The sequence below is a fragment of the Cupriavidus sp. FW305-27 genome (assembly GCF_058787995.1).
The window spans coordinates 1-12687 of sequence record NZ_JBYTAG010000051.1 but is presented as its reverse complement, the minus strand read 5'-3'; the positions used below and the strand labels follow the sequence as shown (position 1 = coordinate 12687).

At 69.1% G+C, this 12687-nt stretch carries 12 protein-coding genes and 1 pseudogene; 8 read left to right on the top strand and 5 right to left on the bottom strand.

Going from position 1 to position 12687, the window contains the following annotated elements:
* Nucleotides 1-627: 627 nt before the first annotated feature.
* From AC3WRI_RS22770 to AC3WRI_RS22755, 4 genes are all read left to right on the top strand, one after another.
* Nucleotides 628-831: a cold-shock protein gene (locus AC3WRI_RS22770; RefSeq protein WP_010810931.1), complete on the top strand. Its 204-nt coding sequence runs from the start codon at nt 628-630 to the stop codon at nt 829-831.
* Nucleotides 832-1059: 228 nt separating this feature from the next.
* Nucleotides 1060-1929, top strand: coding sequence for a presqualene diphosphate synthase HpnD (gene hpnD / locus AC3WRI_RS22765; RefSeq protein WP_492294125.1), 870 nt, complete (start codon nt 1060-1062; stop codon nt 1927-1929).
* A 59-nt stretch (nt 1930-1988) separates the two neighbouring features.
* On the top strand, nt 1989-4007 hold the full coding sequence (gene shc, locus AC3WRI_RS22760; RefSeq protein WP_011617713.1) for a squalene--hopene cyclase: 2019 nt from the start codon (nt 1989-1991) through the stop codon (nt 4005-4007).
* On the top strand, nt 4004-4690 hold the full coding sequence (locus AC3WRI_RS22755) for a phosphorylase (RefSeq protein WP_011617714.1): 687 nt from the start codon (nt 4004-4006) through the stop codon (nt 4688-4690). Before shc ends, AC3WRI_RS22755 begins: the two co-directional genes overlap by 4 nt.
* A gap of 43 nt (nt 4691-4733) precedes the next feature.
* Here AC3WRI_RS22755 and AC3WRI_RS22750 read toward each other — a convergent pair whose 3' ends face one another.
* Nucleotides 4734-5990, bottom strand: a complete 1257-nt coding sequence (locus tag AC3WRI_RS22750) for an Hsp70 family protein (RefSeq protein WP_492294123.1) — start codon at nt 5988-5990, stop codon at nt 4734-4736.
* A 172-nt stretch (nt 5991-6162) separates the two neighbouring features.
* On the opposite strand from AC3WRI_RS22750, the gene AC3WRI_RS22745 reads away from it, so the two are divergent.
* Both AC3WRI_RS22745 and AC3WRI_RS22740 read left to right on the top strand, forming a co-directional pair.
* Entirely contained in the window at nt 6163-7362 is a 1200-nt protein-coding gene (locus AC3WRI_RS22745; RefSeq protein WP_010810926.1) for a CaiB/BaiF CoA transferase family protein, read from the top strand.
* Nucleotides 7359-8234 (top strand): citryl-CoA lyase, encoded by an 876-nt coding sequence (locus AC3WRI_RS22740; protein ID WP_011617717.1) that lies wholly within the window; start codon nt 7359-7361, stop codon nt 8232-8234. Before AC3WRI_RS22745 ends, AC3WRI_RS22740 begins: the two co-directional genes overlap by 4 nt.
* Before the next feature lie 5 nt (nt 8235-8239).
* On the opposite strand, the gene AC3WRI_RS22735 is transcribed toward AC3WRI_RS22740, so the two are convergent.
* Nucleotides 8240-9493, bottom strand: coding sequence for a GGDEF domain-containing protein (locus AC3WRI_RS22735; RefSeq protein ID WP_454751066.1), 1254 nt, complete (start codon nt 9491-9493; stop codon nt 8240-8242).
* A gap of 212 nt (nt 9494-9705) precedes the next feature.
* Complete coding sequence (locus AC3WRI_RS22730; protein ID WP_011617719.1) at nt 9706-10455, bottom strand: IclR family transcriptional regulator; 750 nt, start codon at nt 10453-10455, stop codon at nt 9706-9708.
* Nucleotides 10456-10902: 447 nt separating this feature from the next.
* Here AC3WRI_RS22730 and AC3WRI_RS22725 point away from each other — a divergent pair, with 447 nt between their 5' ends.
* The gene (locus AC3WRI_RS22725; RefSeq protein WP_010810922.1) at nt 10903-11136 is read left to right on the top strand and encodes a hypothetical protein; all 234 of its coding nucleotides are present in this window, start codon (nt 10903-10905) and stop codon (nt 11134-11136) included.
* A 161-nt stretch (nt 11137-11297) separates the two neighbouring features.
* Nucleotides 11298-11666, top strand: coding sequence for a helix-turn-helix domain-containing protein (locus tag AC3WRI_RS22720; RefSeq protein WP_010810921.1), 369 nt, complete (start codon nt 11298-11300; stop codon nt 11664-11666).
* Nucleotides 11667-11668: 2 nt separating this feature from the next.
* Here AC3WRI_RS22720 and AC3WRI_RS22715 read toward each other — a convergent pair whose 3' ends face one another.
* Together AC3WRI_RS22715 and AC3WRI_RS22710 are read right to left on the bottom strand one after the other, a co-directional pair.
* A complete protein-coding gene (locus AC3WRI_RS22715) occupies nt 11669-12439 on the bottom strand; it encodes a class I SAM-dependent methyltransferase (RefSeq protein ID WP_492294121.1) in 771 nt (256 codons plus the stop codon).
* 67 nt (nt 12440-12506) lie between these two features.
* Nucleotides 12507-12687, bottom strand: a pseudogene (locus AC3WRI_RS22710) (ABC transporter permease); the annotation flags it as partial.

The following is a 12687-nucleotide window of genomic DNA, read 5'->3' as shown; positions in this document are numbered from 1 at the left end:
AATTCCGGACAGCTAGGTTTGAAACGCCATGATGGATTCCCCGTTCCGAGCTTTTATGTATGGGCCCGCATACAGTGGGCGCGCTCATGTATGTCTATGCACGACGCGAGCGCGGCCACCGGCCTGGCCTTTATTGTCAGCATAATGATATATCCGGGCCGCGCCGGCTTCCCCCGAACGCGGTAGGGATTGGGTGCCGTAAGAATTTGTAAAAAAGATGGCACGCCCATGCACCGGACGACAGCCATTATGCACGGCGGTGTGGCATCGCGCTCGCTGGCGGTGCACGCACAACCAAACCCGCGATAAAAAAATCAGGGAATTCACTGAACTGAAGCTGAAGTAGAAAACGCTAATATCTCCTATCGGAACCTCTCATCATGATTAGGCGCTTAGCCTGATTGACACGCCGGGAAAATTCGGCAGAATGATTCCCACTTGTGCAGCGCCCATGCGGTGTGTCTTTTGGTGTTGTCGTTCCGTGACGTTTTCGGTTGTCACGACAGCGACATATCGAAGTCATATGGAATGCGCTGGCGGGGAACATAAAAAGGATCCGCTGGGTGCGTTGCACACGGTGTATAACGAGCGTTTTCGCTCATTTTGAAATTCAAGGTTGAGATAGATATGGAAACCGGTACCGTTAAGTGGTTCAACGACGCCAAGGGCTTCGGCTTCATCACGCCGGATGAAGGCGGCAACGATCTGTTCGCGCACTTCTCCGCAATCGAAGGCAATGGCTTCAAGTCGTTGAAGGAAGGCCAGAAGGTACGCTACGTCAAGGCCATGGGCCAGAAGGGCGAGCAAGCCACCAAGATTCAGGCCCTCTGATACCGGTGGATTCCGGGCCGGTCCAGCGGACCGGCCGGAAGGAAAGCCCCGCAGCTTCGGCGCGGGGCTTTTTTTATTGGCGCGCCGGCACCGGGGCCGCCGCTGCGGCAGTCTTGCGACGAGTGAAATTGCTATAATCTGCCGACCCACAACCGCCCTCCCGCCAGTGGGCGCGCACGGATGCTGCGCGATCAGTGCGGGACGGTATGCAGCGTGTCGAGGAGTTACGTGGCCGGTACTCAAATCGCAACGCAAGACACCCCTGTCGCCGCCGACCATGGCAGCCAGGCGGGCCCGGCGGCCTCGGCCGGCAGTTCCTTCCATGCCGCGCTGCGCATCCTGCCGCCAGCGCAGCGCCAGGCCATGTTCGAGATCTATGCGTTCTGCCGCGCGGTCGACGACATCGCCGACGGCAACGCACCGCACGCCGAGCGCCTTGCCGCACTCGATGCCTGGCGCCACGACATCGCCGCCTGCTACACCGGCAACCCGCCTCGCGCCCTGCAGCCGCTGAGCGCGCAGATCCGCGCCTTCGACCTGCAGCAGCAGGATTTCCTCGCCGTGATCGACGGCATGACCATGGACGTGGTGCAGGACATCCGCGCCCCCGACGCGGCCACCCTCGACCTGTATTGCGATCGCGTCGCCAGCGCTGTCGGCCGGCTGGCGGTGCGCGTGTTCGGCCTGGAAGAAGCGTGCGGCATCGCGCTCGCGCACCACCTGGGCCGCGCACTGCAGCTGACCAATATCCTGCGCGATATCGACGAAGACGCTGCCATCGGCCGGCTCTACCTGCCGGCGGAAGTGCTGGCCGCGGCCGGCATCGGCGCGGACACGCCCCAGGCCGTGGTGGCCCACCCCGCCGTCGGCCAGGCCTGCGCGGCCGTGGCGCGCGAGGCCCAGGCGCACTACGACCAGGCCTACGCCATCATGGCGCGCTGCCCGTCGCGGCAGGTGCGCTCGCCGCGCATCATGGCCGAGGTCTACCACCGCATCCTGGCGCGGCTGCGCACGCAGGGCTGGCGCGCGCCGCGCCAGCGCGTGCGCCTGCCGCGCGCCCAATTGCTCTGGATCTTGCTGCGCCACGCCATTGGCTGAGCGCTGCCCCCGATGCATGCCGGGCGCGGCCGCGCCGTGCGCCGGCACAAGGAGTCTGCATGTCGATGAACGAGACCGCCTTTGCCACGGCAGTGCCACGGATTGCGCCGGCCAGCGCGGGGGACAGCCCCGCGCCGCGCGACGCCGCGCAGGCATTGGACCAGGGCATCGGCCGCGCGATCGACGCGCTGCTGCACCAGCAGCGCCCCGACGGCCACTGGGTCTACGAACTGGAAGCCGACGCCACCATTCCCGCCGAATACGTGCTGATGGTGCACTACCTCGGCGAAGCCCCGGACCTGGAGCTTGAAGCCCGCCTGGCCCGCTACCTGCGCCGCATCCAGAATCCCGATGGCGGCTGGCCGCTGTTCCATGAAGGCCGCTCCGACGTCAGCGCCAGCGTAAAGGCCTATTTCGCGCTGAAGATGGCCGGCGACGACCCCCAGGCCGCGCATATGCAGCGCGCGCGCCGGGCCGTCCACGCGCTGGGCGGCGCCGAGGCCAGCAATGTATTCACGCGCACGCTGCTGGCCCTGTACGGCGTGATGCCATGGTTGGCGGTGCCGATGATGCCGGTCGAGATCATGCTGCTGCCGCAGTGGTTTCCGTTCCACCTGTCCAAGGTCTCGTACTGGGCGCGCACGGTGATCGTGCCGCTGCTGGTGCTGAACAGCCTGCGCCCGCAGGCGCGCAACCCGCGCGGGGTCGGCATCAATGAGCTGTTCGTCGGCAACTGCCATACGGTGGGGCTGCCGCCGCGCGCGGCGCACCAGCACGCCGGCTGGTACACGGTGTTCCGCGGCCTGGACGCGCTGCTGCGCGTGGCCGAGCCGCTCGTCCCGCGCACGCTGCGCCGGCGCGCCATTGCCGCGGCGCAGGCCTTCGTGCGCGAGCGGCTCAACGGCGAGGACGGCCTGGGCGCCATCTTCCCGGCAATGGCCAACAGCGTGATGATGTTCGACGTGCTGGGCGTGCCGCCCGACGATCCGGCACGCGCGCTGGCGCGGCAATCCGTCGAGCGGCTGCTGGTCGAGCACGGCGACGAAGCCTATTGCCAGCCCTGCCTGTCGCCGGTGTGGGATACCGCGCTGGCCGCGCACGCGCTGCTGGAAACCGGCGAGGCACGCGCGACGGCCGCGGCCGGGCGCGGCCTGGACTGGCTCAGGCCGCTGCAAGTGCTGGACGTGCGCGGCGACTGGGCCGTGCGCCGCCCCCTGGTGCGCCCCGGCGGCTGGGCCTTCCAGTACGCCAATGCCTATTACCCGGACGTGGACGACACCGCCGTGGTGGCCGCCGCGATGAACCGCTACATGCGCGCGCACGATGTGCCGGGCCGCTATGACGAAGCCGTGGCGCGCGCCGCCGAGTGGATCGTCGGCATGCAGGGCGGCGACGGCGGCTGGGGCGCGTTCGAGCCCGAGAACACGCATCTCTACCTGAACAACATCCCCTTTGCCGACCATGGCGCGCTGCTGGACCCGCCCACCGCGGACGTATCCGCGCGCTGCCTGTCGATGCTGTGCCAGATCGGCGCCACGCCGGGCAAGAGCGAACCCGCCGCGCGCGCCCTGCGCTACCTGCTGGCCGAGCAGATGCCCGACGGCAGCTGGTTTGGCCGCTGGGGCACCAACTATATCTATGGCACCTGGAGCGCGCTGTGCGCGCTGAACGCAACGGGCCTGGCACCGGAAGCCCCCGAGATGCGCCGCGCCGTGGCGTGGCTCGAGCAGATCCAGAACGCCGACGGCGGCTGGGGCGAGGACGGCAGCAGCTACCGGCTCGACTACCGCGGCTACGAGCCCGCGCCGAGCGTGGCCTCGCAGACCGCGTGGGCGCTGCTGGCGCTGATGGCAGCCGGCGCCGCGCAGCATGCCGCGGTGGCGCGCGGCATCGACTACCTGCTGCGCACGCAGCAATCCGGCGGCCTGTGGCATGAGCCGCGCTTCACCGCCGTGGGCTTTCCGCGCGTGTTCTACCTGCGCTATCACGGCTATGCACGCTACTTCCCGCTGTGGGCGCTGGCGCGCTACCGCAACCTGCAGCGCGGCGGCGCGCACCAGGTGCCGTGGGGGCTGTGACGGCACCGTTCGTGCTGGTCGTCACCGGCATGGCGTTCGAGGCGCGCACCGCCGCCGGTCCGCATTGCCGCGTGGTGCACGGCCTGCGCGGACTTGCACTGGAACAAGGCGTTTCCGCGATGGCAAGCCGGCACTGCATGGGCATCCTCAGCTTTGGCGTGGCGGGCGGGCTGGATCCCGCGCTGGCGCCGGGCGCCCTCGTGCTGGCGGACTCGGTATGCGCGGCCGGCGAACGCTACGACACCGACATGACCTGGACCCGGGCGATGCACGCGGCGCTGCCGCATGCCAGGGTCGGGATACTTGCCGGCGCGGACCAGCCGGTGCTTTCGGTTGCCGCCAAGCAGATGCTGCACCGGGCCACGGGGGCGCTCTGCGTCGACATGGAATCGCACCTCGCCGCGCGCATGGCGGCGGCTTGCCGGCTGCCGTTCGCGGCCTGCCGCGTGGTGATCGACCCGGCCAGCCGCGCGGTTCCGGCTGCCGCGGCGGCAGGCATGGGTGAAGACGGCAAGACGGATGTCGGCGCGGTGCTGGGCGGGCTCTTGCGCGCGCCGTGGGAACTGCCGGCGCTGATGCGGCTGGCGGGCGATGCGGCGGCCGCGCGCGGCGCGCTGCGGGCGGCACGGCTGGCGCTGGGGGATGAATACGGCTTGCGCGATATGCGGACGCAGGCCGGCTGACGTCTGAGCTGGCCGCTGGGCTGCTCAGACGCCAGCCTGCCCCTCACCCAAACTTCCTCACCGCATCCAGCGCCAGCCCGCTGCCGATGCTGCCGAACCGGTCCCCTTCCACGCAACGCGCTTGCGGCAACAGCGCCGCCAGCCGCTGCCGCAGCAGCGGCACGCTGCTGGAGCCGCCGGTGAAAAAGATGGTATCGACCGCGGCGCCATCGACGCTAGCATCCACCAGCAGCTTCTGCACGGTCTGCTCGGTCTTCACCACCAGCTTGTCGATCGACGCATCGAACTCGTCGCGCGTGATGGTCAGCGTCAGCCCCTGCTCCAGCCGGTGCAGGTCCACGTCGGTGCTGCCGGCGTCGGACAAGGCGATCTTGGCGGCTTCCACCTGGATCGCCAGCCAGTGCCCGGCGCGCTCGCGGATCAGCCGCACCAGGCGGTCGAGCTTCACCGTATCGGCCGCGTCGCGGTAGTTGTCCATCACCATCGACCACGCCTTGCGCGTATAGACCAGATTGATGGTGTGCCAGCTGGCCAGGTCGAAATACTGGCTGGACGGCATCGCCTTGCCGTTGCGCAGCGCGCTGCCCAGGCCCAGCAGCGGCATTGCGCGCGCCAGGCTGAGCGCGCGGTCGAAATCAGTGCCGCCGATATGCACGCCGCCATTGGCCAGGATGTCGTCGCGCCGGTCGCTGCGCGCGGCGCGCTCGGGCGACAGGCGCACCAGCGAGAAGTCCGAGGTGCCGCCGCCGATGTCGGCCACCAGCACCAGTTCCTCACGCGTGATCCGGGCCTCATAGTCGAAGGCCGCGGCGATCGGCTCGTACTGGAACGCGATCTCGCCGAAACCCGCGTCGCGCGCGATCTCGGCCAGGGTGTCTTCGGCGATCTGGTCGGCGGCCGGGTTCTCGTCGATGAAGAACACCGGGCGGCCCAGCACCGCACGCGAGAATTCCGCGCCGGCGGCCTGCTCGGCACGCGTCTTCAGCTCGCGGATGAAGTGCGCCAGCAGCTTGCGGAACGGCATCGCCTGGCCCATCACCTCGGTGCTGTCGTCCATCATCGAGGTGCCCAGCAGGCTCTTGAGCGAACGCATCAGCCGGCCTTCATAGCCGGCCAGGTAATCGCCCAGCGCGGCGCGGCCATAGCTGACCAGCGGATCCTCCGCGTGGAAGAAGATCACCGAGGGCAACGTCACCTTGCCGTCCTCCAGCGGCAGCAGCGCCGCCGGCCGCGCCGGATGGCTCCAGCCGACCGTTGAGTTGGACGTGCCGAAGTCCAGGCCGCATGCGTTTGACATCATTGATTCCGTTTCCTGCAAGACACCACTAAAAAAGCCCGCGCGCCAGCGGGCCGCGCGGACGGGGCGCCATTGTATGGCAGGTGCCGGCCAGGCGCCCGGCTTGACACGCCCAAACGCGGCTCCTATCCTCCGCATGTTCTCTGTTAAAGATCGTCATTCTGTTGTACAGAACATGAAAAAGCCACTGCGCCATATCCGCGTGCTCGACCTGACCAATGTGCTGGCCGGGCCGTTCTGCTGCCACCAGCTTGCCCACCTGGGCGCCGAAGTCATCAAGGTGGAAACCCCCGGCACCGGCGACCTGGCCCGGCAGCTGGGCGCCGATGCCGAGCTGAACCAGCGCCTGATGGGCGTGTCGTTCCTGGCCCAGAACCCAGGCAAGCAGTCGGTCACGCTCAACCTGAAGCACGCGCGCGGCAAGGAGGTGTTCCGCAAGCTGGTGCAAAGCGCCGACGTGCTGGTGGAGAACTTCCGCCCCGGCGTGATGGACCGGCTCGGGCTGGGCTACGAGACCCTGAAGCAGGACAACCCGCGCCTGATCTACTGCGCGATCTCGGGCTTTGGCCAGGACGGGCCGCTGGCCGGGCTGCCGGCCTATGACCAGATCATCCAGGGCATGGCCGGCGTGATGAGCATTACCGGCGATGCGCAGAGCGCACCGTTGCGGGTCGGCTATCCGGTCTCGGACACCATCGGCGGGCTGACCGCGGCGCTGGCGGTATCGGCGGCGCTGGCGGACCACCAGCGCACCGAAGGCTATTTCGTCGACGTATCGATGCTGGAAGCCACGCTGGCCACCATGGGCTGGGTGGTATCCAACCACCTGATCGCCGGCAAGGTGCCGGCGCCGATGGGCAACGAGAACATGACCGCCAGCCCTTCCGGCACTTTCCGCACCGCGGACGGGCTGCTCAATATCGCCGCCAACAAGCAGGAACAGTTTGAAGCCGTGTGCCGCGTGCTGGGCCGCCCCGAGCTGGCCGCCGATCCGCGCTTCGCGCAGCGCCAGGCGCGGCTGGCCAACCGGGGCGAACTGACACAGGCGCTGGAAGCAGAGCTGGCGAAGAAGCCGGCCACCGAATGGTGGCCGCTGCTGACCGAGGCCGGCGTGCCCGCCGGCCCGGTGCTGGACGTGCCACAGACGCTGGCGCATCCGCAGGTGCGCGAGCGCGGCATGATCGGCGAATTTGCCGATGCGCCCGGCGTGGGCCGCGATATCCGCGTGGTGCGCACCGGCTTCAAGCTCAACCGCGAGGCCCCGGCCGTGGACACGCCGCCGCCGGAGCTGGGCCAGCATACGCGGCAGGTGCTGGCCAGCCTGGGCTACAGCGATGCGGACATCGACCAACTGAGCGAGGAGCGCGCGATATGAGCGGCATCGAAACCAGCGGCCAGCCCCGGGATGACGCCATGGACCCGGGCCAGCGCCTGTCGCAGGACTGGTGGCGCACCGGCATCATCGACATGCGCCCGGGCGAGATCCGCTACCGCGGCTACCCGATCGAACAACTGATCGGCCGGGTCTCGTTTGCGCAGATGATCTGGCTGATGCTGCGCGGCGAGTTGCCCGGCCCCGGGGAGGGCGAGCTGCTGGACGCGGCGCTGATGGCCGCGGTCGACCACGGCCCGCAGGCGCCCAGCATTGCCATCGCGCGCATGGCGGCCACCTGCGGCGTGGGGCTGAACAACGCCATGGCTTCCGCCGTCAACGTGCTGGGCGACGTGCATGGCGGCGCCGGCGAACAGGCGGTGGCGCTGTACCAGGACGTGGCGCAGCGGCTGGATGCGGGCGGCGCCATGGACGACGCCGTCACCGCCGCGCTGCGGCACTACCGCGACCTGCACGGCAAGTTCATTGCCGGCTTTGGCCACCGTTTCCACCCGGTCGACCCGCGTGCGCCACGGCTGCTGGCGCTGGTCGACCAGGCCGCGGCCGATGGCGTGGTCAGCGGGCGCTACGCGGGGATCGCGCGCGCGGTCGAGGCGGCGCTGGGTGCCGGCCGCGGCAAGCCCATCCCGATGAATATCGATGGCGCCACCGCGGTGATCTATGCCGAGCTGGGCTTTGCCGCACCGCTGGCGCGGGGGCTGTTCTGCCTGTCGCGCTCGGTCGGCATCCTGGCGCATGCCTGGGAGCAGACCTGCGAGGGCGGGCGCAACAAGGGCCCGATGCCGCGCCAGTTCCTGTGGACCTATGACGGTACGCCGCAGCGCGACGTGCCGGAGCCTGGCCGGCAGGCATAACCGGGTCAGCCGGCCAGGTCGGGCTCTGGCTCCAGCAGCGGCGCGGGCGATGCGCTCGCGGCCGCCGGCGCCGCCATGGACGAGGCCAGCACATAGCGGTCGCGCCCATGTTCCTTGGCGTGGTAGAGGGCGCGGTCGGCATCGGCAAACAACAGGCGCCACAGCGCTTCCTTGCTGCCCGGGCCGCCGCGCAGCTGCGCCACGCCAATGCTGACGCTGGCATGGCCGCGCCCGGCGGGCAGTTCAATCGCGCGCACCTTGCGCAGGATACGGTTGGCCAGCGCCGAGGCCTGCTGCTCGTCGGTATGCGGGCACAGGATGCAGAACTCTTCGCCACCGTAGCGCCCGGCCACGTCCGAGGCGCGGCGCGAGTTGTCCAGCGCATGCGCGACTTCGCGCAGCACGGCGTCGCCAGCGTGATGGCCGAAGGTATCGTTGACCTGCTTGAAATAATCGATGTCGATCACCAGGCAGGACAGCGCCTGCCCGTCGCGCTGCCAGCGCGCCACCAGCGACAGTGCCGACATCTCCAGCGCCCCGCGGTTGAGCAGCCCGGTCAGGGCATCCACGCGCGCGCCGCTTTCGTTGTGCGCGACGATCTGCTCCATCGCCATCACGGTGAAGCCGAACAGGCCCAGCAGCGTGGCCATCAGCGGCGCCAGCAGCCAGGCCGAGCCGGCCGGGCCGGCAAAGAACAGCGTCAGCGGCGCGGCGCCCGCACCGCCCGCCACGGGCAGGTTCATGGCATGGCTGAAGCCGGCCAGCTGCGTGGCCAGATGCACCAGGCTGGCCACCAGCACCAGCGGCGCGCCGATGCTGCGGCGCCCGCGCCCGGCACGCGCCAGCGTGGCAAAGGTGGCCAGCGAGACCAGCGCCAGCAGGCCGTAGACGATGCGCAGCACCACCTGCTGCCCGTCGGGCATGCCGCTGGTGGCCGCGATCAGGCCAAGCCCGATCACGCCCGCGGCGGCCAGCGCCGCGGGATGGGCCGGCACGCCGTAATAGACCCGCACGCCGCGGTAGATCAGCAACCAGCCAGCCACGAACGCCAACGCTCCCAGCGTGCCCAGCTGGCCGGTGCCGCTGGCCGCGCTGATGGCCAGCGCCAGGCCCGCGGCCGACACCAGTACGTGCCCGAACGCCCACAGCCGCCCCGCCTCGCTCGCGCGCAGCGCGAACACCAGCCCCGCCGCAATAATCAGCGTGCTGCAAAAAAACACCATCATCACCACCGCAATGGTCTGCTGGTCCAGGTGCACGGGGATTTCCTCAAGGATGCCGTCTGCCGCGCCGTCATATCGAGCGGCGGGCATCAGGCCACAGGGGCGCGACGCAGGCATCTCTCGCACTTGTTTTCACAAAATGTGACATGCGTTGTCTTCAATGCCAGCCGCATGATAGCCCGCGCATGCAGGCGCGTGGCACCCCCGACAAGCCGGGTCGGGCCGGCTGCACACGCAAGCCCGGCGGCTCAGCCCGCGGAGGCATTGTCCGCAATGCTGTCCGGAAAGGTGCCGCCCAGCGCCTGGGTCAGCGCGCGCGCCGCATGCAGCACATCGACGCGGAAGTCTTCACGGTAGCGCGAGGCCGGGCAGGTCAGCGTCAGCGCGCCGCACAGCACATCACCGGGACCGAATACCGGCGCCGACACCCCGGCAAGATCGGGGCTGCGGTCGCCCACCAGTGCCGCCACGCCCTCGTGCCGGATGCGCTCGTAGAGCGTGCCGGACTCGCCGGCAAAGGCGCGCAGCACGCGCGCGCCGGCGCCCCGGTCGCGCGGCAGCAGTTCGCCGGCGCGGACATGGTCGCGCACCGGCTGCGGCGAATCGACGCGGTACAGGCACAGCCGGTGCTCGCCCTGCTCGACATGGAAGGCCGCGCTTTCACGCGTGATGCGCACCAGCTCGCGCAGCGCCGGCATCACCACCGCCTCCAATGAGAACGACGCGGCGTAGACGGCATTGAGCCGCGCCACCTCGGGCCCCAGGCCATAGCGCCCGTCGGACTGGCGCCGCACCAGCCCGGCGTGCTCAAGCGAGGCCAGCAAGCGCAGCAGCGTGCTCTTGTACAGGCCGCTGCGTTGCGCCAGCTCGGCCAGCCCCAGCGCGGTATCGCCGAGACGGAACACCGACAGCACGAACAGCGCCCGGTCCACGGCGATGGCGCCGCCCGCGGCGGCGTGCTTGTCGGCTTCTGAAACCTGTGCGGCTTTGCGTGGCATGGCGGACGGCGGCGATCCTGGCTGGACCGGATGACGGAACGATGCGCCAACGTATAGAACGCACCCCGGCTTGTCAATCCGCCCTGCTCCGTGTCAATGACCCGGCACACGTGCGGCGAGCTCGCGCAACAGATGCCGCATGCGTCCACGTATCCGCCCGGCGCGCTGGCGTTTTTCTGCAACACCGCGGCCGGCCTCTGCCGCCGCCCGGGCCGCTGCCAAAGCGCCTTCGCCGCCCCCTCGGCTACCGCATGCGCCACATTGCTTGCGCGTACTCGCCACTCCCGGCTTTGCAAGCGGAATTAGAGGGAAAGTTACCTGCTTTTGATTCAGCAGCCGCTGCACGGGGTGGATAAAATCATGTGTTGCTGACCTTCGCGCAATCCCTGCGCTGCTTTCCGTACCCTCGCTGCAATGTCTCACCGCCGTGCTTTTCCCGACCCTGGTATGACCGTTCCCGCTCTCTCGCTTGGCGCCATCCTGGATGACCTGCGTAGTGCCCCGCGCCCGCTGACTTCCGCGGAGTACACATACCTGGCCCACCTGCGGCAGCGTATCGTCACCGGCGACGCAGACCTGTGGACCACGCTCGAGACCGCGGGCGTGCCATGCAGGGAACGCCGCCTGTCGCCCGAGGTGGTGCAGGCACTGACCGCGATCGGCCATTTGCCAATGCACTGAGCCCGGCGCACGCCACCCCACATTGCAGAAATTTCCCCGGATCATTTCGGAAAACCGCACCCTCCAGCCTGCCTGCGTCCCGCTACGATCGATTTCCTTTCGATTCGCCGGGCACCGTGCTTTCAGTCAACTGCCAAGCATGCCCCGGCCACGGCCCAGCCATGGCTTACCCATCCAGCAACCGGCGCGTCAGCTTCCTGTCGTTGCGCGCCTATGTCGCAGTGATGCAGCACCGTGATGCCGTCCGCGCCGCGCAAGCGCTGCGCATCCATCCGCAAAGGCTGTACTACCACATCCGCGGCCTCGAGGCCGCGCTCGGCAAGCCGCTGTTCAGCACTTGCAGCCCGGACTGGCTGCCGACATCCACGGGCGTGACCGCACTGCCCAAGGTCGTCGCCATGCTGGCCATCTGGGATCAGATCGAGGCCGGCATCCGTGCCAGCCAGCCTGCCGCGGCGGCCCGGGAAGCCGAGCCCGGCGCCATTGCGCGCTACGGCGCCGCATTCTGGGTGCGGCAGGCGACGATGTAGCGTCAGGCCAGCCGTTCGCAGCAATAGGCCTCGGTGCGATAAGGGAAGGCAACCTCGGCACGGCCCGCCAGCGCGGGATGCCCGTCGATGACCGCCTGCAGCCGTGCGCGCACGCGGGCCTGCTCCGCCGCCGGCAGCGCGGCAATGAAGCTCACCGACATCACCCGGTCCACGATCACCTGCTGCGGCGCCCCCACATGCGTGTAGGGCAGGCACTGCAGCGCCAGCGGCCCAAAGCCCTCGGCGGGAAAGACCCGCTTCCAGTCACCCCTGTAGAAACGCGGCGCGTCGCCTTCATACGGCGTCATGATGGCTGTCAGCTGCGCCACCCAGTCCACGCTTTCATCGCGCACGTTCCATACCAACCCGAGCCGGCCGCCAGGGCGCAGCACGCGGCCGATTTCCGCCATCGCGCCCGCATTGGCAAACCAGTGGAAGGCCTGCGCGCAGACCACGGCATCGACGCTGGCATCGGCCAGCGGAATGGCCTCGGCACTGCCTTCCAGCGCCTGTACCGACGGCAGCGCCACGGCCAGCTGAGCGCGCATCTGCGCCACCGGTTCGACTGCGATCACCGTCGTGCCGGTCTCCGCCAGCCGGCGCGTGAACTTGCCGGTGCCAGCGCCCAGGTCCAGCACGGTGCGGCCGGCGCGCAGGCCCAGCGTGCCGCGCAGCCAGGCGTCGATTTCAGCGGGATATTCGGGGCGTCCGCGCGCGTAGGTATCGGCCTGGCTGGCGAATCCCTGTGCGGCGGCCTGGTGGATGGCGGTCATGGGCGAGCTCCGGTTGCGTACCGGAGGCGTAGCCTACGCCCCATGCCGGCACGGGGCAAGCGGGCGGCTAGTGCTGCATGCCCCAGCGGCGCACCGTCAGCCGTTCCAGCGTGGTGAACACCAGTCCCTCCACCAGCAGCCCGATCAGGATCACCGCGGCCAGCCCTGCAAAAACGCGGTCGGTGTAGAGCTCATTGCGGTTCTGGAAGATAAACCAGCCCAGCCCGCCCTGCCCCGCCGACGCGCCG

Coding starts and splice junctions, on each gene's coding strand:
- AC3WRI_RS22730 (WP_011617719.1), bottom strand. CDS start 10,455: ATGCCACGCAAAGCCGCACAGGTTTCAGAAGCCGACAAGCACGCCGCC.
- shc (WP_011617713.1), top strand. CDS start 1,989: ATGTCGATGAACGAGACCGCCTTTGCCACGGCAGTGCCACGGATTGCG.
- AC3WRI_RS22725 (WP_010810922.1), top strand. CDS start 10,903: ATGACCGTTCCCGCTCTCTCGCTTGGCGCCATCCTGGATGACCTGCGT.
- AC3WRI_RS22770 (WP_010810931.1), top strand. CDS start 628: ATGGAAACCGGTACCGTTAAGTGGTTCAACGACGCCAAGGGCTTCGGC.
- AC3WRI_RS22745 (WP_010810926.1), top strand. CDS start 6,163: ATGAAAAAGCCACTGCGCCATATCCGCGTGCTCGACCTGACCAATGTG.
- AC3WRI_RS22750 (WP_492294123.1), bottom strand. CDS start 5,990: ATGATGTCAAACGCATGCGGCCTGGACTTCGGCACGTCCAACTCAACG.
- AC3WRI_RS22715 (WP_492294121.1), bottom strand. CDS start 12,439: ATGACCGCCATCCACCAGGCCGCCGCACAGGGATTCGCCAGCCAGGCC.
- AC3WRI_RS22720 (WP_010810921.1), top strand. CDS start 11,298: ATGGCTTACCCATCCAGCAACCGGCGCGTCAGCTTCCTGTCGTTGCGC.
- AC3WRI_RS22740 (WP_011617717.1), top strand. CDS start 7,359: ATGAGCGGCATCGAAACCAGCGGCCAGCCCCGGGATGACGCCATGGAC.